The 20,188-nt window shown below is 61.5% G+C and carries 18 protein-coding genes, 2 pseudogenes and 1 riboswitch; of the genes and pseudogenes, 11 read left to right on the top strand and 9 right to left on the bottom strand.

All coding sequences use genetic code 11. The annotated features are described in order from the left end of the window. Positions 1 to 85: 85 nt before the first annotated feature. The 3 genes from metJ (at position 86) to ACTG2W_RS10640 (ending at position 1,596) form a co-directional block, all read left to right on the top strand. Complete coding sequence (metJ, locus tag ACTG2W_RS10650; protein ID WP_005343046.1) at positions 86 to 409, top strand: met regulon transcriptional regulator MetJ; 324 nt, start codon at positions 86 to 88, stop codon at positions 407 to 409. A gap of 41 nt (positions 410 to 450) precedes the next feature. Then, the gene (locus ACTG2W_RS10645; RefSeq protein ID WP_440016195.1) at positions 451 to 1,173 is read left to right on the top strand and encodes a helix-turn-helix domain-containing protein; all 723 of its coding nucleotides are present in this window, start codon (positions 451 to 453) and stop codon (positions 1,171 to 1,173) included. A gap of 84 nt (positions 1,174 to 1,257) precedes the next feature. Further along, the gene (locus tag ACTG2W_RS10640; protein WP_440016194.1) at positions 1,258 to 1,596 is read left to right on the top strand and encodes a tRNA-binding protein; all 339 of its coding nucleotides are present in this window, start codon (positions 1,258 to 1,260) and stop codon (positions 1,594 to 1,596) included. A 71-nt stretch (positions 1,597 to 1,667) separates the two neighbouring features. On the opposite strand, the gene ACTG2W_RS10635 is transcribed toward ACTG2W_RS10640, so the two are convergent. From ACTG2W_RS10635 to nudE, 3 genes are all read right to left on the bottom strand, one after another. Beyond that, positions 1,668 to 2,939, bottom strand: coding sequence for an aromatic amino acid transport family protein (locus ACTG2W_RS10635; protein WP_440016193.1), 1,272 nt, complete (start codon positions 2,937 to 2,939; stop codon positions 1,668 to 1,670). A 437-nt stretch (positions 2,940 to 3,376) separates the two neighbouring features. Next, positions 3,377 to 4,189, bottom strand: a complete 813-nt coding sequence (cysQ, locus tag ACTG2W_RS10630; protein ID WP_440016192.1) for a 3'(2'),5'-bisphosphate nucleotidase CysQ — start codon at positions 4,187 to 4,189, stop codon at positions 3,377 to 3,379. A gap of 37 nt (positions 4,190 to 4,226) precedes the next feature. Continuing rightward, a complete protein-coding gene (gene nudE / locus ACTG2W_RS10625) occupies positions 4,227 to 4,835 on the bottom strand; it encodes an ADP compounds hydrolase NudE (RefSeq protein WP_005340262.1) in 609 nt (202 codons plus the stop codon). 144 nt (positions 4,836 to 4,979) lie between these two features. Between nudE and yrfG the strand changes: the two genes are divergently transcribed. Then, positions 4,980 to 5,660: a GMP/IMP nucleotidase gene (gene yrfG, locus ACTG2W_RS10620; RefSeq protein ID WP_421206146.1), complete on the top strand. Its 681-nt coding sequence runs from the start codon at positions 4,980 to 4,982 to the stop codon at positions 5,658 to 5,660. A 68-nt stretch (positions 5,661 to 5,728) separates the two neighbouring features. Here the strand turns inward: yrfG and ACTG2W_RS10615 are convergent, their stop codons facing one another. The 4 genes from ACTG2W_RS10615 to ACTG2W_RS10600 form a co-directional block, all read right to left on the bottom strand. Further along, positions 5,729 to 5,941 carry a hypothetical protein gene (locus ACTG2W_RS10615; protein ID WP_068977307.1) on the bottom strand — a complete coding sequence of 71 codons (213 nt, stop codon included), beginning with the start codon at positions 5,939 to 5,941 and terminating at the stop codon, positions 5,729 to 5,731. 128 nt (positions 5,942 to 6,069) lie between these two features. Continuing rightward, positions 6,070 to 6,408 carry a DUF1294 domain-containing protein gene (locus tag ACTG2W_RS10610; protein WP_421206147.1) on the bottom strand — a complete coding sequence of 113 codons (339 nt, stop codon included), beginning with the start codon at positions 6,406 to 6,408 and terminating at the stop codon, positions 6,070 to 6,072. Next, on the bottom strand, positions 6,405 to 6,995 hold the full coding sequence (locus ACTG2W_RS10605; protein WP_368152892.1) for a sugar O-acetyltransferase: 591 nt from the start codon (positions 6,993 to 6,995) through the stop codon (positions 6,405 to 6,407). Before ACTG2W_RS10605 ends, ACTG2W_RS10610 begins: the two co-directional genes overlap by 4 nt. Before the next feature lie 86 nt (positions 6,996 to 7,081). Beyond that, positions 7,082 to 8,344 carry an MgtC/SapB family protein gene (locus ACTG2W_RS10600; protein ID WP_440016190.1) on the bottom strand — a complete coding sequence of 421 codons (1,263 nt, stop codon included), beginning with the start codon at positions 8,342 to 8,344 and terminating at the stop codon, positions 7,082 to 7,084. Positions 8,345 to 8,561: 217 nt separating this feature from the next. On the opposite strand from ACTG2W_RS10600, the pseudogene ACTG2W_RS10595 reads away from it, so the two are divergent. The 6 genes and pseudogenes from ACTG2W_RS10595 (at position 8,562) to cbl (ending at position 14,349) form a co-directional block, all read left to right on the top strand. After that, a pseudogene (locus ACTG2W_RS10595) lies at positions 8,562 to 9,558 on the top strand (sulfate ABC transporter substrate-binding protein). Positions 9,559 to 9,614: 56 nt separating this feature from the next. After that, entirely contained in the window at positions 9,615 to 10,190 is a 576-nt protein-coding gene (locus tag ACTG2W_RS10590; RefSeq protein ID WP_058058574.1) for an RBBP9/YdeN family alpha/beta hydrolase, read from the top strand. 271 nt (positions 10,191 to 10,461) lie between these two features. Beyond that, positions 10,462 to 11,300, top strand: a pseudogene (gene cysT, locus ACTG2W_RS10585) (sulfate ABC transporter permease subunit CysT). Next, the gene (gene cysW, locus ACTG2W_RS10580) at positions 11,297 to 12,187 is read left to right on the top strand and encodes a sulfate ABC transporter permease subunit CysW (RefSeq protein ID WP_106843853.1); all 891 of its coding nucleotides are present in this window, start codon (positions 11,297 to 11,299) and stop codon (positions 12,185 to 12,187) included. Before cysT ends, cysW begins: the two are co-directional and overlap by 4 nt. A gap of 23 nt (positions 12,188 to 12,210) precedes the next feature. Further along, entirely contained in the window at positions 12,211 to 13,278 is a 1,068-nt protein-coding gene (locus tag ACTG2W_RS10575; protein WP_106843854.1) for a sulfate/molybdate ABC transporter ATP-binding protein, read from the top strand. 123 nt (positions 13,279 to 13,401) lie between these two features. Then, positions 13,402 to 14,349 (top strand): HTH-type transcriptional regulator Cbl, encoded by a 948-nt coding sequence (gene cbl, locus ACTG2W_RS10570; RefSeq protein ID WP_106843855.1) that lies wholly within the window; start codon positions 13,402 to 13,404, stop codon positions 14,347 to 14,349. A gap of 58 nt (positions 14,350 to 14,407) precedes the next feature. On the opposite strand, the gene gbpA is transcribed toward cbl, so the two are convergent. Beyond that, positions 14,408 to 15,829 (bottom strand): N-acetylglucosamine-binding protein GbpA, encoded by a 1,422-nt coding sequence (gene gbpA, locus ACTG2W_RS10565; protein ID WP_106843856.1) that lies wholly within the window; start codon positions 15,827 to 15,829, stop codon positions 14,408 to 14,410. Between the two features lie 65 nt (positions 15,830 to 15,894). Beyond that, positions 15,895 to 15,980, bottom strand: a riboswitch (cyclic di-GMP riboswitch). Positions 15,981 to 16,244: 264 nt separating this feature from the next. Next, positions 16,245 to 17,927, bottom strand: coding sequence for a methyl-accepting chemotaxis protein (locus tag ACTG2W_RS10560; protein ID WP_005348806.1), 1,683 nt, complete (start codon positions 17,925 to 17,927; stop codon positions 16,245 to 16,247). 276 nt (positions 17,928 to 18,203) lie between these two features. Between ACTG2W_RS10560 and ACTG2W_RS10555 the strand changes: the two genes are divergently transcribed. After that, positions 18,204 to 20,048 carry a M3 family metallopeptidase gene (locus ACTG2W_RS10555; protein WP_128834905.1) on the top strand — a complete coding sequence of 615 codons (1,845 nt, stop codon included), beginning with the start codon at positions 18,204 to 18,206 and terminating at the stop codon, positions 20,046 to 20,048. The last annotated feature ends 140 nt before the right edge of the window (positions 20,049 to 20,188 follow it).

The following is a 20,188-nucleotide window of genomic DNA, read 5'->3' as shown; positions in this document are numbered from 1 at the left end:
GTCTAAGTGGCTTTGCTGTTGGATTGCCATTAATTTCCTTAAGGGTTAAAATCCGCGCTCACGGCTAAATGAGAACAGGTGAGTCATGGGAACAGAGTGGAACGGCGACTACGTCAGCCCCTACGCGGAACACGGTAAGAAGAGCGAACAGGTCAAGAAGATTACCGTCTCGATCCCGCTCAAGGTGTTGAAAGTGTTGACCGATGAGCGCACCCGCCGTCAGGTGAACAACCTGCGTCATGCGACCAACAGCGAGCTGCTCTGTGAAGCCTTCCTGCACGCTTTCACCGGCCAGCCGCTCCCTTGCGACGAAGACCTGCGCAAGGATCATCCGGACAGCGTCCCTGCCGAAGCGCGCGCCATCATGGAAGCGCTGGGCAAAGAGATCGAAGATTTCGACAAGGAATAACCCCCAATGACGCGGCCCTGGCCGCGTCATTGCTATCTGCCATGTCCCGCTTCAGTTTGCGCCACTATCACCATCACGTCTGCAGCCATAGCCACGACTTTGCCCAGCTGGTGATCCCCCTCGATGGCCCCCTTGAGATCGAGGTGCAGGGCCATGGGCGTCGGCTTGCCCCCGGTTCTGCCTGCATCATCGCTCCCGGCGAGCGGCACGACTACGCCGCCGATCCGGCGCTTTCGTTTCTGGTGCAGGAGAGCGACTGGCTGCCCGGCGATCTGGCGGCCCGCCCCTTTATCGAGCTGGATGAGCCCCAGCGTCACTACCTCGCTTTTCTGCACAGTATGGTGGCCGAGGGTCGGCAGGTAGCGGGCATGGCGCAGGTGTGGCTCTCCCTGCTGGCGGAAGGGCAGGGGATGCAGAGCACTGCCACGCCGCGCCTTGCCGCCCGCATCCTCAAGGTGCAACGCCATATCGATGCCAACCTCGCCGCCCCGCTGACCAATCAGCAACTCGCCGCCATCGCCTGCCTTGGCCAGAGCCAGTTCAAGCTCGCCTTTCGCCAGCAGTTGGGGGTGAGCGTCTCCCACTACATTCGCAGTCGGCGCATGGCGCTGGCGTGTACCCTGCTTGCCAGCACGCAGCTGCCCGTCGGCGAGATTGCCAGCCGTTGTGGTTACCAGAATCAGGGGGCCTTCAGCGAGCGCTTCCTGGCCGAGACCGGGCTCACTCCGTCCCTCTGGCGCCAGCAAAACGGCCGCCTGCCGTAACGAAACGGCTGATCGCCGAAGACGGGATGCTCTCTTTGGGCCATGCTGCGGGTCATGCAAGGTGCACGATAAACTGGAGCCGAAATGGAGACGATTAGCTGGCAGGATTTCGAGATGGTAGAGCTGAGGGTGGGTACTCTGGTGCGGGTCGAGCCGTTCCCCGAGGCGCGCAAACCGGCCTACAAGGTGTGGGCGGATTTTGGCCCCGAACTGGGGACACGCAAGAGCAGCGCCCAGATCACCGCTCTCTACCAGCCAGAGCAGCTGGTGGGCCGCCAGATCATCGCCGTAGTCAACTTCCCGACCAAGCAGATCGGCCCGTTTCAGTCTGAATTTCTGCTGACCGGTTTCTATCGGCCGGATGGCGCTGTAGTGATGGCTATCCCCGAGCAGGCGGTGGAGAACGGCGCCAGGCTGGGCTGAGCTCACCCCCGAATAGAGACAAGAGAGGCGACCCCGGGGTCGCCTCTCTTTTTGTTATCTGCTGCGAGTCGTTACTTCAACAGGCTGAAGATCAGCGCCGATACCGCCAGCGAGCCGGTCAGCAGGATAAAGCCGTTGGTCCAGCCGTGACGGAAGCGGGCCAGCGCCTCCACCTTGTAGATGGCAATCACCGGCATGATAAACAGGATCATGGCGATGACCGGGCCGGAGAGGGTCTCCATCAGCCCCAGAATGCCCGGGTTGATGACGGCGGCACCCCAGATAGATAAGAACATCAGGGCGATACCCAGTTTGTCCGCCTTGGCCAGCGGCAGGCCGGTGGGCTTGGCGATCAGGCTTTTCAGGCTTTCGCGGGCACCGAGGAAGTGGCCGAGGAAGGAGGAGCTGATGGCGATAAAGGCTATGAGCGGCCCCAGAGTCACGATCACCGGGTTGTCTGTGATGTTGGCGAGATAGGAGAGCACAGAGACGTTCTGGGCCTTGGCTTCAGCCAGCTGGGCTGGCGAGAGGCTCAGCACGCAGGAGAAGACAAAGAACAGCACGAAGCCCACCAGCATCACTGTGGTGTTGCGCAGGATCAGGCCGCTCTTGGCTTCCGCCTGCTCGCCATATTCCCGACGCTGCACGTTGGCAAAGCCGGAGATGGCGGCGGCGTGGCTGAAAGCGAACACGGTGACCGGCAGTGCCAGCCAGACGGTATTGAGGAAGCTGACCCCTTCAAACGCGGTCACTTCCGGCCATTGCCACTGGGGAATGAGGTAGCAGGAGAGCGCCGCCAGAATGGCCGCCAGCGGATAGACCATAAAGGCGAAGGCGCGCAGCATCGCTTTCTCCCCCGCCAGCATCACGGCGATCATGGCAAACACCAGCACGCCGGAGAGCATCACCCGATCCGGGGTCGCCATGCCGAGCTGGTTGACCATGAAGCTCTCTACCGTATTGGTAAGCCCGACCCCGTAGATGAGCAGGATCGGGAAGATGGAGAGGAAGTAGAGCGCCGAGATGAGGCGACCGGCCATCTTGCCGAAATGCTCCTCCGCCACTTCGGTGAAGTCGGCGTGGGGGCGTGACGAGGAGAGCACGAAGCGCGCCAGCCCGCGGTGGGCGAGGAAGGTCATGGGGCCTGCCAGTACCGCGACGATAACGAGGGGCCAGATCCCGCCCAGACCCAGATTGATGGGCAGGAACAGGATGCCGGCGCCAACGGCGGTGCCAAACAGACTGATGACCCAGTGGGTGTCGTGACGGCGCCAGCGGGTGGTGCTGGACGTGGTGGAGCAGGAACCGGATAGCTCCTTGGTAGCCTCTACAGATAAACTCATTACTAATTCACTTTTTGTTAGTGTTTTAATCTGAGTTCATTGTGGTTTATCGGGATTTAATTCTCAAAAAGCGAGACTGAAACATATCACTGCCATTGCGGGGTTTAGCCAGCGAGATTGGGAATGGAATCTGGGTCACAGAATGGAACAAAACTGATATTTGTGATTTATCTGAAATATAAAACCAAAATTTAACCTACTGTCATTTTTTTATTTTGGCTAATCAGGTGTTTTCAGAATTACGTGAAAAATCGTACCATTTCTCGCCGACCGATTGTGATGTTTCACTATCATTTCGCTTCTTTGCCAGCGTATCACGCTGTTCAAGAGCGCCTTGACCAGCGGATCACACCGGCCATCACCCGGGGCAACTTCCCTGAAAAAGCAGGCGGCCATCGGGCCGCCTGCTTGTCGGGTGTGATGATATCGCTATCCGCCTAGTGGGCCAGAATGTTGCCCCAGGCGAGATCCGGATCTCCCATCACGATAAAGTCAGGGTTCTCCAGCGACTCGGTTTCGTTGTAGCTGAGTGGCTGCAACCCCAGGCTGAGGATGCGGCCACCGGCCGCCTCGACGATGCACTGGGCGGCGGCGGTGTCCCACTCGCCGGTGGGGCCGAGCCGCACGTAGCAATCGGCAGCCCCTTCCGCCACCAGACAGGATTTGAGGGAGCTGGATCCGAGCGGGATCAGCTCGTAGTTGATGGCCGGGTTGAGGCGGCGGGTGAGGTTCTCCAGCTTCTGGCGGCGGCTGATGGCGACCACCAGCGAGTCAGGCTGGTCATGCTCGTGGTGCATGGCGCTGATGGGCAACACCTCGCCATTCACCTCCTTGAAGGCGCCGTAGCCGCGCACCGCCCAGTAGAGCACGTCAGACTCGGGGGCGTAGATGACCCCGAGTACCGGCACATTGTCCCGCACCAGGGCGATCAGGGTGGCGAAGTCGCCGCTGCCCGCGATAAATTCGCCAGTGCCGTCGAGGGGATCCACCAGCCAGTACTGCCGCCAGTTGGAACGCTGGCTGAAGGGGATGTCGGCCGCCTCTTCGGTCAGCACGGGAACGTGGGGAGTGAGCGCCGAGAGCGCCTGTTTGAGGTAGGCATCGGCAGCAAGATCGGCACTGGTGACCGGGGTCGCATCCTCCTTCAGCTGACGCTCGAACTGACCGCCGTGATAGATGTCGTGAAGGATCCTTCCGGCTTCGCGGGCAATCTCCTTGACCCCCGGCACCCAGGCCAACAACTCCTGCATCTCGTTATCCTCTGTCTGTTAACTGCCCGTCTGCGGGCTACTCTGCCTGCTCCGCCAGCCACTTCTGGGCCAAGAGCAGGGCACTGATGCTGCGCGACTCGGTGAAGTCGGGCCGCGCCAGCAATTCGTCGATCCGGTTCAGCGGCCAGGGGATCACCTCCAGCGGTTCGGGTTCATCGCCGATCCGCTGTTCGGGGAAGAGATCCCGCGCCAGTAAAATGTCCATCCGACTGGAGAAGTAACCCGGCGCCAGCGACACCTGTTTGAGCAGGGTGAGGCTGTTGGCGCCAAACCCCGCCTCCTCCATCAGCTCCCGGTTGCCCGCCTCGAAGGCATCTTCACCGGGGTCGATCAGCCCCTTGGGAAAGCCCAGCTCGTAGGAGTGGGTGCCGGCGGCATATTCGCGCACCAGCAGCAGGGTGTGGGCATCGAACAGCGGTACCACCATGACGGCGCCACGATTACCGCCGCGCATCCGCTCGTAGACCCGCTCTTCGCCGTTGGAGAATTTGAGGTGTAGCGATTCCACCTTGAACAGTCGGCTCTCGGCCACGATATCGGCCTTGAGGATCTCCGGCTTGCTCTTGGGGTGATCCAGTTGGTCGGCTGAGATGTGCTCGGGTTTGCTCTTGTGGGGGTCGCTCATCGGACGCTGGCTGCTCGTTAAAAAATCGTGCTTCAAGAGTAAACGACTCCCACACCGAACACCACGGGGCAGGGAGGGGAAAGGGGGAGGAAAAATCCGTTATACTGCCGCCCCGTTTTCCGAGATCCGCGATCAAGAGGCCCGATGTCACACTCCTGCTCCACCACCTTGCCCTGGCACCAGATAGATACCGTCTTGCTCGATATGGATGGCACCCTGATCGATCTGCATTTTGACAACCACCTCTGGCAGCAGCTGGTGCCGGAGCGTTACGCCGAGCGGCTCGGGCTGCCACTGGATGAAGCCAAAGCGCAGATCGACGTCCACTATCACGCCGTCAACGGCACCCTCAACTGGTACTGCGTAGATTACTGGAGCGAGACCCTGGGGCTCGACATTCGTGCCCTCAAGCAGGAGCTGCTGGCGAAGATCCAGTGGCGTCCCCATGCCATCCCTTTTCTGGCCGAGCTGCGCGCCGCGGGCAAGCAGCTGGTGCTTTTCACCAATGCCCACCCCGCCAGTCTGTCGGTGAAGGATGCGCAGCTGGGACTAAGCAACCATCTGGATCTGATGGTGAGTACCCACGAACTGGGCTGGTCGAAGGAGAGCCAGCACTGCTGGAAGGCGCTGGCCGAGCGGCTGGCGTTCGATCCGGCCCGCACCCTGTTTGTGGATGACAGCGAGCGGATCCTGCGGGCTGCCGCCGACTATGGCATCGGCTATCAGCTGGCGATCCAGAATCCGGATAGCTGCAAGCCGGAGCAGAGCATCACCGCTTTTCCGGCGATCCGCGATTATGCGGAGTTGCTGCCGTTGGCAATCTGAATTTGCTGAAACGAAAGAGGGCTGCATCGTGCAGCCCTCTCAGTATCTGAAACCTGGCGGTGGAAAAATCACAGCTCCCGAAACGGGCGCCGCTTCTCCTCTTCGATGACGATCGCCTCCAGATTGGCGACCCGCTCCTGCAGCTCCCGAATGACCAGATCCTGCTTGCCGAGGCGGTCGGTGATGCGGGCATCCCCCATCTGATAGCGGGCCCGCTTGCCGAGATATCCGAACAATAGGCTGATAAATACGATCAGGACTATGCCTGTCCACATGGTCATGTCACGACTCCTTATCGATATCAATATGGTCGTCATAGACGGCGAAAACGCTGATGAGATCTGCTCTGTTTTCTCACAGCCGCCGGGCGGCCGCAATGGGGCCCATTGTCCCTTTATGACGCAGGCAGCTATTGCTGCCAGAGAGGGCGGCCAAGCCAGAGTCCCCACAGGGTGAGGTGCAGCAGCACGATAAACCAGAAGACCAGCCGGTAGCTGCGCTTCTGGGTCTTGTGACGCAACCACTGGCGGGCAACCAGCGCCCCCGGCCAGCCGCCGCACAGCTCCAGCAGATGGAGCCTCGATTCGGGAATGCGCCACTCTCCCCGCACCGCCTGCCGCTTGTCCCAGGCGTAGGCCGCCACTGTCAGCAGACTCATGGTCAGCAGTGTGGCCAGCGGCCACCACTGCTGTTCGCCTAGGCCGAGCCAGAGAGCGGCGCCCAGTGGCAGCAGCGCCAGCGCCATCATTGGGCCAACTCCCAGCAGCGCTCCTCATCCTGCTTGAGTTTGCGGATCACCTTGGCCGGATTGCCTACTGCTACCGAGTCAGCCGGGATGTCGCGGGTCACCACGGCGCCGGCGCCAATGATGGAGCGCGGCCCTATGGTGACGCCGGGGCAGATGATGGCGCCGCCGCCAATCCAGCAGTCGTCACCGATCCGCACCGGCTTGTTGTAGGCGGTCCAGTTGCGTCGCTCCAGATAGTTCATGGTGTGGGTGGCGGTGTAGATCTGCACGTTGGGGGCCAGCAGCACATGGCTGCCGATGTGCACTTCGCCCACGTCGAGAATGGTGACGTTGAAGTTGAAGAAGGTCTTCTCGCCGATGTGGATGTTGCGGCCAAATTCGCAGGTAAACGGCGTGCTGATCCAGCAGGAGTCGGGGCAGTGGCCGAACAGCTCGCGGCAGATCTGCTGGCGCAAAGAGGCATCGCCCGCCGATGAACCATTGAGCCGGGCCAGCAACGCCTGACCGCGGATCCGGTCGTTGGCTATCTCCTCGCTCTGGCTATCCAGTGCCCCGCCAGCCAGTACCTTGTCCCAGTCGCTCGCCATTGCTACCTCCTCATGCTGCAAGAGCAGGCAGTATACGTGACTGTCAGGGGCGCCGTCAGTCTGTCACTTGTTGCAGGTGATCCCCGTCAACCTGCGGGCCAGACGAGGGGCAGGATCAGCAGGGCCGAGACGAAGTAGGGGAGCAATACCCGCAGCCCGAGACTGCGACCGCCGATGCCGAGGGCCAGCAGCCCCTTCACCAGCGAGTTGACCAGCCCGGCCAGCAGGATGCCGCGGGCGGCGACCTCCAGTGCCAGCTCCTTGTGGGAGAGCTGGGAGAGCGACAGCGTGATGGCGTCCACATCGGTGATCCCCGACACCAGCGCCAGCAGGTAGACCCCCGAGTTGCCCACCTTGCTCTGCAACAGGGTGGCCATAAAGCCGATCAGTGCCAGCAGCAGGCCGAACTTGATGGCGGTGGCCAGATCGAGCGGGTTGCTGGTTTCCGGTTTTACCGGGCCGTCGGTCAGCTCTTCGCGCTGGTGCCAGAACCAGAAGGCGAAGCCGTAGACTGTGGTGGACAGCAGCAGCAGGGGGGCGACGAGGCGCATCGCCAGCTCGCTGTGAATGAGCAGCACCAGCACCAGCAGCCGCAGCCACATGGTGGCCCCTGCCAGCAGGATACCGGTGGCCAGCAGCCGCTCCAGCCCGCCCTGCTCCTTGTTTAGACGGGCGAACTGCAGGGTGAGGGCGGTGGAGGAGGCCAATCCTGCCAGTATGCTGGTGAGCACCAGTCCGGCGCGAGTACCGAGCAGCCGCACCGCGAAGTGGCCACAAAACGAGATGCCGGCGATCACCACCACCATCAGCCAGATCTTGAAGGGGTTGAAGGCATCGAGGGGCCCCATCTCCTCGTTGGGCAGCACCGGCAACAGCACCAGCGAGATGAGCAAAAAGCGCAGGGTGGCGTGAAATTCGGTTTCGCTGAGAAACAGCATCCCCTGCTGGATCTTGCCCTTGAGCCCCATCAGCAGGGCCGCCAACACAGCGCAGGCGACCGCCTCGCTCGGGCTCAGCAGTACCGACATCAGCCCCAGCAGATAGGTGAGCAGCATAGCCACCGAGCTGGTGAGGCCGAACTCCCCCTGCCAGCGTTGGGCCAGCCAGACCGAGAGGCCGCAGCCGATCACCACCGCCAGCAGGCCGAGCAGCGGCAGCCAGGGGCCCAGGGTCGGCAGCAGCAAACCGCACACCCCGCCGAGCAGGCCGATGAGGCCGTAGGTCCGCATCCCGGCGATGCGCTGGTTATCCCCCAACTGGCGCACCTGCCAGCCCCGCTCCAGTCCGATAATCAGGCCGATGGCCAACGAGACCAGGGCTCCGTTGACCGGTTCTGCATTGATCCACATAACGACTTCCTTTTCGTCATCTGCCTGCCTTGTTCCCATGATGGCACAGCGAGCAAGGGGCCAGAGGGGCATGGCTCACAGAGTCTGCGTCCGGCTCCCGGTGCGGGTGGCTGAGCTGATATGAGCAAAAGAGATAAGCAAAGAGTTATTTCTTTCTTCTGGGCATAACAACTCCACGGCATGCTGTTCTCAACCCAACAAGATATGGAGAATCACCATGAAACTGCGAATGACCGCCCTGACCCTGCTCTCTCTGCTGGCATTTGGTCAGGCCAATGCCGATCCGCCTGCTCAATGTCTCTTACGATCCGACCCGCGAGCTGTTTCAGGAGTACAACGCCGCCTTTGCCAAGGAGTGGAAGGCGAAGACCGGCGACGACGTGGTGGTGAGCCAGTCTCACGGTGGCTCCGGCAAGCAGGCCCGCGCGGTGGTGGATGGACTGGAGGCCGACGTGGTATCGCTGGCGCTGGCCTACGATGTCAACGCCATCGCCAAGGCGGGGCTGACCGCTGCCGACTGGCAGAGTCGCCTCGGCAACAACGCCTCGCCCTATACCTCCACCATCGTCTTCCTGGTGCGCAAGGGCAATCCCAAGCAGATCAAGGATTGGGATGATCTGGTGCGCAAGGATGTCGCCATCGTGACTCCCAACCCCAAGACCTCCGGCGGGGCACGCTGGAACTATCTGGCCGCCTGGGGCTATGCCCTGAAGAAGAGCGGCAGTGAAGAGGGGGCCAAGCAGTTTGTCGGCGATCTCTTCAAGAACGTGAAGGTGCTGGACTCAGGCGCCCGCGGTGCCACCACCAGCTTTACCGAGCGGGGTCTCGGTGACGTGCTGCTGGCGTGGGAGAACGAAGCCCTGCTGGTGCTTGGTCAGACGGGTGCCAGCGACAAGTTCGAGCTGGTGGTGCCTTCGGTCTCCATTCTGGCGGAGCCGCCGGTCACGGTGGTGGACAAGGTGGCCAAGAAGCACGGTACCGAAGCGGTGGCCAAGGCCTATCTCGATTATCTCTACTCTGACGAGGGGCAGCATATCGTCGCCAAACATCACTATCGCCCCAGCAACCCGGCGATCCTGAAGGAGACGGCAACCCAGTTCCCGCAGCTTGCCTTCTTTACCGTCAAGGATCTGGAAGGGGATTGGGAGAAAGCCCAGAAGAAACACTTCGCCCAGGGCGGTCTGTTTGACCAGATCTATCAGCCGGGTCGTTGATAGCTTCGTTATCCATCACTGAACTGGCCCCTGTGCCAGCCGATAGGAGCACCAAGATGAACAAGATCCTCCTGGTTCCCGGTCTGCACAACAGTGGGCCGGATCACTGGCAGAGCCGCTGGCACGATCATTTTCCCCAATGGCAGCGGATGACCGGGCTGCCGTGGGACAAGCCGGATCTCAGGGTCTGGAGTGCCAAGCTGGCGAGCAAGTTGAAACGTCGCCGCAGCCGGGTCCATCTGGTGGCCCACTCTTTCGGCGCCCTGACCGCCATCGCGGCGGCCCGCTTGCAGCCGGAGAAGGTGGCCTCGATCTTTCTGGTGGCGCCCGCCGATCCCGCCCGTTTTGGCATTGCGGATGAGGCCTTGGCCGGGCCGCTGCAGGTGTCGGCCCAGCTGGTGGCCAGCCGCAATGATCCCTGGATGAGCTTTGAACGGGCCGAATACTGGAGTCGCCAGTGGCAGGTGCCGCTGTTCGATGCCGGTGAGGCGGGCCATATCAATGCCCAGTCCGGTCATGGGGACTGGCATCAGGGGCTGCATTTGCTGGGGGCTCTCTACCGCCGTGGTGAGCTGGTGGTGGCACCGGTCAAGACCGCATCGCCCCGGCCGGTCGTACTGGGCTTTCGCTAGGTATCTGTGAAGTGGTTGGAGGGTTGGCGAGCGCGCTGTTCGCTGGCTACTCCATGCCCCCGTTCTTTGAATGCTCCGCTCCGTATTGCTCCATTTCTTAGGTCTTTTATTTATATAAAAGACCTTTTTTTATTTGGATCGCTCTAAAAGCCTTGTCCCACCGTTGTTAGATAAAAAAGTAATTAGCAAAGTCGCAAATGGTGTTTGTTGCCGATGAGGGGAGTGAGCAGAATCACCATATCGAAAATTCTTCATAACAGATGGATGTGTTATGCGATTTGGTTCTTATTCTGTCCTGCCCGGTTTTGGCCCCACCTTGGGGTTCAGCCTGCTCTATCTGGGCCTGCTGGTGCTGTTGCCGCTCTCGGCCCTGGTGCTGTTTGCGATCAACAACCTGACCGCCGCTGAGTTCTGGCAGGTGATCGGTTCCCCCGGGTGCTCGCCTCCTTTCGCCTGAGCTTCGGTGCGGCCTTTGTCGCTGCGCTGCTCAACAGCCTGTTTGGCCTGATCCTGGCCTGGATCCTGGTGCGTTACACCTTCCCCGGTCGTCGTCTGGTGGATGCGCTGATCGACCTGCCATTTGCCATGCCGACCGCCGTTTCCGGCATCGCCCTGTGCGCCATCTTCGCCCCCAACGGCTGGATCGGCCAGTTGCTGGCGCCGCTCGGCATTCAGCTCGCCTACAACCCTATCGGCGTCGTTATCGCACTCACCTTTATCGGATTGCCGTTTGTGGTGCGTACCCTGCAGCCGGTGCTGCGGGAGGCTGAAACCGAGCAAGAGGAGGCGGCCGCCAGCCTCGGCGCCGATCGCTGGCAGACCTTTCTGCGGGTGCTCTGGCCGACCCTGGTGCCTGCCCTGCTCACCGGTTTTGCGCTGGCGTTTGCCCGCGGGGTAGGGGAGTACGGTTCGGTCATCTTTATCGCCGGCAACCTGCCGATGGTCTCCGAAATCGCGCCGCTGATGATCATGAGCCACCTGGAGGAGTATGACTACGCAGGTGCCTCCGCCATCGCCGTGGTGATGCTGCTGATTTCGTTCATTTTGTTACTGCTAATCAACAAGTTGCAGGCCTGGAGCTGGTCTCGCATCGGAGGGAGCCGGATATGAGTTCATCTGCTATCGCCATTGAGGCGGCCTCTGTGGAGGCGACCCCCGCTCGCAAGGCACCGGTCGTGATCCGTGAACCCCAGTGGGTAAAGTGGCTGCTTATCACGGTCGGTTTGGGCTGGTTTGCCGCCCTGTTGCTGCTGCCGTTGGCCACCGTCTTTATTCAGGCGCTGACGCCGGGGCTCGCCTTCTTCTGGCACGCCATCAGCGAGCCGGATGCCTTGAGCGCCCTCGGTCTCACCGCACTGGTAACGTTCTGCGCCGTTCCACTCAATCTGCTGTTCGGGATTGCGGCGGCCTGGGCCATCGCCCGTTTCCGCTTCCCCGGTCGGCAGCTGCTCATCACCATCATCGATCTGCCCTTCTCGGTGTCGCCGGTGATCGCCGGTCTGATGCTGGTGTTGATGTTCGGCAGCCGCGGCTGGTTTGGTGACTGGCTGAGCGAGCACGACATCAAGATCATCTTCGCCACCCCGGGGATCATCCTGGCCACCACCTTCATTACCGTGCCCTTCGTAGTGCGCGAGCTGCTGCCCCAGATGGAGGCGCGCGGCCCGGAAGAGGAGGAGGCGGCCATCATGCTGGGGGCGAGCGGTCTGCAGATGTTCTGGCGCGTCACCCTGCCCGGCATTCGTTGGAGCCTGATGTACGGCCTGCTGCTCTGTACCGCCCGCGCGGTCGGGGAGTTTGGCGCGGTGTCGGTGGTTTCCGGCCATATTCGCGGCCAGACCAATACCCTGCCGCTGCATATCGAGATCCTCTACAACGAGTACCAGACCGGCGCCGCCTTTGCAGTGGCAAGCCTCTTGGCTCTGTTCGGGATCTTCACCCTGCTGGGGGAAACCCTGTTGGCCCGGCTGCGTGCCCAGCCCACCAAATCTCAATGAATTACCGTTTTAAAGAGGCAGCCATGAGCATTCAGGTTCAACAACTCAACAAGCATTTCAATCAGTACGCGGCGCTGGCAGACATCAACCTCGACTTTCACGACGGTGAGCTGGTGGCGCTGCTCGGCCCCTCCGGTTGCGGCAAGACTACCCTGCTGCGGATCATCGCCGGGCTGGAGCAAGCCGACAGTGGCAGCGTCATCATCCGCGGTGAGGATGCCTCGGATCTCCATGTGCGCGAGCGTAACGTCGGCTTCGTGTTCCAGCACTACGCCCTGTTTCGCCACATGACGGTGTTCGAGAACGTGGCGTTTGGCCTTAGGGTCAAACCGCGCAGTGAACGCCCGGCCGAGGCGGCCATTCGTGCCCGGGTCAAAGAGCTGCTGGATCTGGTGCAGCTCAGCCACGTGGCCGAGCGCTATCCGACCCAGCTCTCCGGCGGTCAGCGTCAGCGGGTCGCGCTGGCCCGCGCGCTGGCGGTGCAGCCCAAGGTACTGCTCTTGGACGAGCCCTTCGGCGCCCTCGATGCGCAGGTGCGCAAGGAGCTGCGCCGCTGGCTGCGCGAGCTGCACGACGAGCTGCACGTCACCAGCCTGTTCGTCACCCACGATCAGGAAGAAGCCTTGGAGGTAGCAGATCGGGTGGTGCTGATGAACGCCGGACGGGTCGAGCAGATTGGCACCCCGGCCGAGGTCTACGACCAGCCCGCCAGCTCCTTCGTCCACAGCTTCCTTGGCAGCGTGAACCAGTTCCGCGGTCGGGTGGCGGAGCAGGGATTCGGTGTCGGCGAGCAGCTGCTCGGCGGGCCGTCGGCTTCTCATCTGGCCCACGGCAGTGCCGCCATCGCCTATGTCCGTCCCCATGAACTGGAGATTCTGCCAGCCGATGCGCCGGGCGGGATCCGCGCCACCATCACCCGTCTGCTGCCCATGGGGCCACGCATTCGGGTGGAACTGCGTGGCGATGGCGAAACCAAAGGGGCCCACTATGAGGCGGAGCTGAGCAAGGAGGCGGCCAAGCTGTTTGCTCCGGGACAGGGGGTGAGGCTGGTGGCCAGACAGGCGCAGTTCTATCCCGATTATCAGATTTGATGCTGTGTTGCGGGCGGTGTGGTCGCCCGTTTCAGGCTGTTAGCCGGGCATGATCCCGGCCAAATAACAAAAATGAGAGGGGCGGGCAGATTGTGTCGCCCACTCTTCGCAGGAGGCGACAAGGTGAATTTTCAGCAGTTACGCATTATCCGGGAGGCAGCGCGGCGGGATTACAACCTGACCGAGGTGGCCAACGCCCTTTTTACCTCGCAATCCGGGGTGAGTCGCCATATCCGCGAGCTGGAAGAGGAGCTCGGTATCGAACTATTTATCCGCTACGGCAAGCGGCTGCTCGGTATGACCGAGCCTGGCAAGGAGTTGCTGGTGATTGCCGAGCGCATTCTCAATGACGCCAACAACATCCGCAAACTGGCCAGCACCTTCGCCAACCGCGACTCGGGCCGCTTGCTGGTGGCGACCACCCATACCCAGGCGCGCTATGCCCTGCCGCGGGTGGTGAAGGCGTTTCGCGAGCAGTTCCCGCTGGTACAGTTGGAGCTGCGTCAGGGCAGCCCGGAGGAGATAGTGCGGCTGGTGCAGACCGGCGAGGTGGATATCGGCATCAGCAGCGAGCAGCTCGACAAGAGCGAAGGGGTGGTGGCATTCCCCTACTACCGCTGGCACCACAATATCGTGGTGCCCGGGCAACATCCGCTGGCGGGTGAGCGGGATCTGACGCTGGCGGCGCTGGCCAACTGGCCTATCGTCACCTATCAAGCCGGGTTGACCGGGCGGGTACGGGTGGATGAAGCCTTTGCTGCGGCTGGTATCGAGCCGCAGATCCTGTTGACGGCGCAGGACTCCGATGTCATCAAGACCTATGTCGAGCTGGAGATGGGGGTCGGCATACTGGCTGACATGGCGTTCGACGGCCAGCGTGATCAGGGGCTGGTACAGCTCGACGGCAGCCATCTGTTTGCCCCCCACACTGCCTGGATTGGCCTCAAGCAGGGGCAGTTCCAGCACAACTTTGCCTGGCAGTTTATCCAGCTCTGCAACCCCGAGCTGGCGCTGGCGGATATTCAGGCCCGCGCCATGGGCAGCGAACCCGCCCTCGACTTCCAGATTTGAATCGGAAGAGACGACAGAAGGGGAGCCAATGGCTCCCCTTCTGCTATCCGGTGGCGAGTTACTTCACTTCATCCCACGCCATCTGCCAGTGGGAGCCGATGCCCGGCTCGTACTGGGTGGCTGTGGTGGTCCACTGCTGGCAGTAGCCGCTGTAGGGGAAGGGCTTGCACTGATAGACCTTGCCATTTTTCGGCTGCTGCACCTTGGTGCCGGCGGCATAGGATTTGAGCGAGTTCGGGAAGACGAAGTCGTATTCGCCGCTGCTCTGCTCCTTGAACATCAGATCCATGGTCTGCTGAATGGTCTCGCCGCCCGTTTTCGGGGTGGCCTTGATCACCAGCTGGTGGTGACCTGCCTTGAGCCCTTCCAGCGCCATGGTGAAGGTGTGGCTGCTGTCTTTGATATCTGCACTGCTTTCACCTTTGGCCACGCCGCCGTGGTCATAGAGGGTGTTGGAGACGGCCAGATCGCCCTGTGCGGTGACGGTGAAATCGAGGGTTGCCTTGCCGTTGTCCAGCACATAGTCGCTGGCCAGACCGCTGACGCTGATACTGTCCACCACCGGCGGTTGCTGCTGTTGCAGGTCAATCTCGACTCGCTTCAACTCGCTGTTTCGCTTCAGATAAATGGGGTTCATGCCATAGACCGGATTGAACTTGCCATCGGCTCCTTGCTGACCGGCGCGGATCAGGCTTTGCTCGGCGTTGATCTTGCTGGCGAGGGCATGGGCCCAGTTGTTCTTCTGGCCCTGTTCGGCATTGGTGATGGTCAGCACGGTTTGCAGATCGGGGCGCTCGCCGTTGGCATCGAATACCCGGGTCATCGCCTTGTCGCCTGCCGTGAGGTCGATGGAGGGGTAGATGGTGCCGGACTGGCTCCACTCCAGCGGCGGCTGACTACCATCTTTGAACTTGGCATCGATGATGTTGTAGAAGCTGTTGCTGGTGTCGCCCACTTCCCACACGCCGAGGATCACTTGATAACCGGTGCGCTCCGGCAGGATACAGTTATGGGTCACCTGCTTGGGCGGCTGTACCATGTTGCCATCGATGACGCAGAAGGGATTAAGGTCAAACGAGGCACGGGTGAGCGGCTGGTTGGGGTTCCAGTCCTGCTTGGTGAGGTAGTAGCGCCAGTTGCGGGTGACGTGGTTGGCGGTGAAGGTCCAGCTGATGGCGAAGGGGCCGGGCTGTACTTCACGTTTGGTCCAGCGGTCGCTGGTCTGGATGTTCAGCTCGCTCCAGCGCGGGCTGCCCGCCGAGGCGATTTGACCATCCTGCGGGCCGGTTTGCGGGAAGCCTGATGGGCCCTCCACGCTCTGGGGTTCCCACTGTACGCCTCCACACTGGCTGTTGCCGCCGGTTTTGCACAGGTAGTTGCGGCTCTCGGGCTGGCTGATGTAGCCATGCGCCAGAGCGCTGCCGCTGGCCAGCAGGGCCAGCATCGCCGCGATGTGATTGAGTTGGATTTTTGCTGCCATACATTCCTCTGTTCGATAGATGTGGGCAGTCAGTTGGCCGGGGAGTTCCCCGATGCACACTTGCGTGTGGCAACCCCGCTATCCTGGACAAAACGTCTGTAGACCGGAGGCTTTGCGTCCCGACCTTTCGGTCAGTTTGCCAAATGACTAGATGGTTAGTGATGGGCCAAATGTTCGGCCATCAGCATTGTGCACTGCATTGATTAATTATTTGAAGTTAAATGTTTAAATGCACCGTTCAACGGCACATTGCTCATTCTAACTGACTGTTTTTAAATTGTTCTCTTATCTGTGAATGGCGTCGAATGCCGTTGAATATGCCGATAAGATGCATGCTGATTGCGTGTTGGCGGCGTAAAAAAACCTGCCAGCTTGGCTGGCAGGTCGGGTGACAAGGCGACACAGGTTGACGCCATCAATGACGGGCGTGCTGCTCGCCGGAGGGGGGAGATTGGGGCGCCATCATCGGCGCCGCGGCGGACTCCTTGCCCAGTTTGAACACCGCAAGCCGCTCATCCAGGCTGCGGGAGAGACCGGCCAGCAGCTCGCTCTCCTGCGCCAGTTGCGAGGCGGACTGGGACATCTCCAGCGCCGAGTCGTTGATGCCGCTGACATTGCGGTTCATATCCTCGGCCACCATGCTCTGCTGCTCGGCGGCGGTCGCGATCTGGGTTGCCATGTCGCTCACATGCTGGATGTGGTTGACGATCAGGGTGAGATCCTGCCCCGCCTGCTGGGACTGGTTGACGCTGCTCTCTGCCAGTTTGCGGCTGGTGTCCATGGCATTGGCGGCGGTGACGGCCCGTTGCTGCAGCTGGGCAATGGTGCTCTGGATCTCTTCGGTGGACTGGCGAGTACGGCTGGCCAGCTGGCGCACCTCGTCGGCCACCACGGCAAAACCGCGGCCCTGCTCACCGGCACGGGCTGCCTCGATGGCGGCGTTGAGGGCCAGCAGGTTGGTCTGCTCCGAAATAGCGCTGATGACGGCGGTCACTTCGCTGATCTGCATCACTCCCTCTTTGAGCTGGTTGACCTGCTGGGTGGCCTGCTCCACCTCGGTGGCCAGCGCCTTGATGCCGTGCACGCTGGCATGAACGTCACGGTTGCCGAGCCCGGCTTCACCGGTCGCTTCCTGGGTATCCCGCGCGGTATTTTCGGCGTGTCCGGCCACATCTGAGATGGTGGCGCTCATCTCGTTCATGGCGGTAGCGAGCTGGGCCAGCTGATCCCGCTGGCTGGTGACCGCCTGATTGGTCTGCTCGGCAGAGGCGGCGATGCGCAGGGCGGCATCCGCCACGTTGCGGGCCCCCTGGCTGGCCTCCAGCAGGGCGTGACGGATGGCATCGAGACTCTGGTTGGTGCAGCGGGCGACCACTCCCAGCTCATCCTTGCCCTGTACCGGGATGCTCACTACCAGATCCCCCTTGGCGACCCGCTGCATGGCGTGGTTGATCTGGCTGAGGGGGGAGACGATGGAGTGGGTGATGCGCCAGCCCAGCAGCCCCATCAGCAGGATCACGATGGCGGTGGCGGTACCCATCTTCATGTACTGGGCCCAGATGGTCTGCTGAATATCCTGCAGCAGCATGCCGGAACCGAGGATCCAGCCCCAGGGCTGATAGCCGGAGACCATGGAGAGCTTGTCGGCGGTCTCACCGGACGGGCCGACCCACACATATTGCAGAGTGCCCTGTTTGCCCCCTTTGGCGATATCCACCATCTGATACCAGAACTGCCCGGCGGTGGCGGCACCTCCTTCACCCATCTTCTGGCCGACCAGTTCGGGACGGATGGGGTGAACCACCATGGTGCGGTTCTCGTCGATGACGAACAGGTAGTTGTTGCCATCAAAGCGGGTGTTGGTCAGCAGCTTGCGCGCTTCCTGCTGGGCCTGCTCTGCTGGCAGGGTGCTGGCCAGAAACTGGATCTGGCTCATGGCCTGCTCCAGTACCGCATTGAGCCGCGCCTCTCGCTCGCTCATCAGATTGCGCTGGAGCGCGTTGGCCGAGATAAGCAGCAGCGAGACAAAACCGACAAACGCCAGTGCGAGCAGCAAAATCAATTTGCGGCTCACGGTAATATCACCGAGCTTGAACATGACTAAACCCTCATTTCCCTGTTGATTTTATGTGGCTCTGTACCGCGGCAGCCAGTTCGTAAGAGTTAACAACTCATTTACTTTCAGTCTCTTGCCGAGCTTTCTCAAATGAGCGTTTTAACATCAGTATAGTCAGCAGACAGCAACCCCCACTTTTTGGTAGCGTGTTGATGCGCATCCCAGCGCAATTTTTGCCAAAGAGTGTGAATGGTTTGGCATTTCTTCAAAAAAAGGAGTGGGCCCCGCTGCGGGTGACCCCATAACAAGAGGGAATTTATGAGTTCCATTGCCAGGAATTACTTCAAACAGCTCAACGCCGACTACCTGCAGGTGCACAGGCGCAAGGAGGATCTCTTCTGGTCCACCTATATGGGCACCAGCGATGATCAGGCCGGTTTCACCGCGGCCGAGCAGGCCTACAAGGCCTTTTGTGCCAATCCGGCCCGTCTGCCCGAATTGCGGGAGATGCTGGTGCAGGCCGACGAGGATGACCTCAAGCGCGGTCTGCAAGGCTGGATCGCCTTCTTCGAGTGCAATGTGATTGAAGATCCCGCCGCTGCCGCCCTGATGGATGAGCTGGTAGCCGCCGAGGCGGAGCTGTTCGCCCGCCGCAAGGGGCTGAAACTGACCCTGCTGGATGAGCAGGGCCAGCAGGTCGCAGGCAGCCTGCCCGCCGCCAGTACCTCGCTCGCCGCCAGCCCGAACGAGGCGGTGCGCCAGAGCTCGCTCGCCATGTTCCACACTCTGGAGCAGTGGGTGGTCGGCAACGGTTTTCTCGAGGTGGTAGCGATCCGCAACCGCTTTGCCCGCGCCATGGGCTATCGCGACTACTTCGACTACAAGGTGCGCAAGAACGAGCAGATGAGCCCGGAGCAGCTGTTCGCCATCCTCGACGACTTTATCGCCCGCACCGATGGGCGGCTGCAGCAAAGCCTCGCCGAGCTGAAGGCCGCCAAGGGCGAGGCGGCCCTGCTGCCCTACAACCTGCGTTACAGCGTGAGCGGCGATGTGACCCGCCAGCTCGATCCTTACGTGCCCTTCTCGCGGGCGCTGCGGGATTGGGTCGAGAGCTTCCGCCGGCTCGGCATCCAGTATCGCGGGGCGACCCTGACGCTGGATTTGCTGACCCGGGAGGGGAAATACGAGAACGGCTTCTGCCACGGCCCAGTGCCGAGCTTCTTCCAACAGGGGGAGTGGGTGCCGGCGGTGGTCAACTTCACCAGCCTGGCCGATCCGGCGCAGGTGGGCAGCGGCTGGAGTGGCCTCAACACCCTGTTCCACGAGGGTGGCCACGCCGCGCATTTTTCCAATGTCACCGGCAACGCCCCCTGCTTCTCACAGGAGTTTCCGCCCACCTCAATGGCCTATGCCGAGACCCAGTCGATGTTCTGCGACAGCCTGCTGGACGATGCCGACTGGCTCAAGCGCTACGCCAGAAATGCGGCGGGAGAGGCTGTTCCCGACGCCCTTATCAAGGAGATGATTGAAGCGCGTCAGCCGTTTCGCGCGTTTAATGAACGCCAGATCGCGCTGGTGGCCTACTTCGAGCGGGATCTCTACGCCATGGATGAGGCCGAACGTAGCCCCGAGGCGGTGCTGGCGCTGGCCCGCCAGTGGGAGCGCAAGATTGTCGGAGTGGAGAGCCCGCGTCCGTTGCTGGCCATTCCGCACCTCCTTAATCAGGAGTCGGCCTGCGCCTATCACGGCTACCTGCTGGCGCTGATGGCGGTGGAGCAGACCCGCGCCTATTTCCTCAAGCGTGATGGCTACCTCACCGACAACCCGCGTATCGGGCCGGATCTGGCCGCCCACTACTGGGGGCCGGGCAACGGCATGACTCATGATGAGACCTTGCGCAGCCTGACTGGTGAAGGCTTCAGTGCCGTGCCGCTGGCCGAGGCATGCAACCTGAGCGCCGCCGAAGCTTGGCAACAGGCGCAAGCCTGCATGGCCGCCGCCCAGCAGCGCCCCGCGGCTGGCGAGGGAAGCCCGCTCGACGCCCATATCCGGGTGGTACACGGCGCCGAGCTTATCGCCGACAACAGCGAGTCGGAAACCCGCATGCTGGCCGATTTCGAGGGGTGGATCCTGAGCCACAGCGCACGAGCCTCAGTTGCGTAAGCTGGAATGCTCCCGGTTCTTGAGCCGGGGGCACTCTTGGCGTGGTTCTGATGTATGTTCGCGGCTATGGCTGGTACAGCTGCAGAAATGTTGACGACACAGACTGTCGCATAATGCTTTTGGTATGCGGATTTCAGATT

The organism is Aeromonas sp. 96A (assembly GCF_051919165.1).
In the GTDB taxonomy this organism is placed as follows: domain Bacteria; phylum Pseudomonadota; class Gammaproteobacteria; order Enterobacterales; family Aeromonadaceae; genus Aeromonas; species Aeromonas veronii.
Note: the sequence above shows the minus strand (reverse complement) of the source record. Positions and strands in the feature narration are given on the sequence as shown.

Bases quoted from the DNA above. Each gene is read 5' to 3' on its own strand.
- metJ (WP_005343046.1), top strand. From the start codon at position 86: ATGGGAACAGAGTGGAACGGCGACTACGTCAGCCCCTACGCGGAACAC.
- ACTG2W_RS10645 (WP_440016195.1), top strand. From the start codon at position 451: ATGTCCCGCTTCAGTTTGCGCCACTATCACCATCACGTCTGCAGCCAT.
- ACTG2W_RS10640 (WP_440016194.1), top strand. From the start codon at position 1,258: ATGGAGACGATTAGCTGGCAGGATTTCGAGATGGTAGAGCTGAGGGTG.
- ACTG2W_RS10635 (WP_440016193.1), bottom strand. From the start codon at position 2,939: ATGAGTTTATCTGTAGAGGCTACCAAGGAGCTATCCGGTTCCTGCTCC.
- cysQ (WP_440016192.1), bottom strand. From the start codon at position 4,189: ATGCAGGAGTTGTTGGCCTGGGTGCCGGGGGTCAAGGAGATTGCCCGC.
- nudE (WP_005340262.1), bottom strand. From the start codon at position 4,835: ATGAGCGACCCCCACAAGAGCAAACCCGAGCACATCTCAGCCGACCAA.
- yrfG (WP_421206146.1), top strand. From the start codon at position 4,980: ATGTCACACTCCTGCTCCACCACCTTGCCCTGGCACCAGATAGATACC.
- ACTG2W_RS10615 (WP_068977307.1), bottom strand. From the start codon at position 5,941: ATGACCATGTGGACAGGCATAGTCCTGATCGTATTTATCAGCCTATTG.
- ACTG2W_RS10610 (WP_421206147.1), bottom strand. From the start codon at position 6,408: ATGATGGCGCTGGCGCTGCTGCCACTGGGCGCCGCTCTCTGGCTCGGC.
- ACTG2W_RS10605 (WP_368152892.1), bottom strand. From the start codon at position 6,995: ATGGCGAGCGACTGGGACAAGGTACTGGCTGGCGGGGCACTGGATAGC.
- ACTG2W_RS10600 (WP_440016190.1), bottom strand. From the start codon at position 8,344: ATGTGGATCAATGCAGAACCGGTCAACGGAGCCCTGGTCTCGTTGGCC.
- ACTG2W_RS10590 (WP_058058574.1), top strand. From the start codon at position 9,615: ATGAACAAGATCCTCCTGGTTCCCGGTCTGCACAACAGTGGGCCGGAT.
- cysW (WP_106843853.1), top strand. From the start codon at position 11,297: ATGAGTTCATCTGCTATCGCCATTGAGGCGGCCTCTGTGGAGGCGACC.
- ACTG2W_RS10575 (WP_106843854.1), top strand. From the start codon at position 12,211: ATGAGCATTCAGGTTCAACAACTCAACAAGCATTTCAATCAGTACGCG.
- gbpA (WP_106843856.1), bottom strand. From the start codon at position 15,829: ATGGCAGCAAAAATCCAACTCAATCACATCGCGGCGATGCTGGCCCTG.
- ACTG2W_RS10560 (WP_005348806.1), bottom strand. From the start codon at position 17,927: ATGTTCAAGCTCGGTGATATTACCGTGAGCCGCAAATTGATTTTGCTG.
- ACTG2W_RS10555 (WP_128834905.1), top strand. From the start codon at position 18,204: ATGAGTTCCATTGCCAGGAATTACTTCAAACAGCTCAACGCCGACTAC.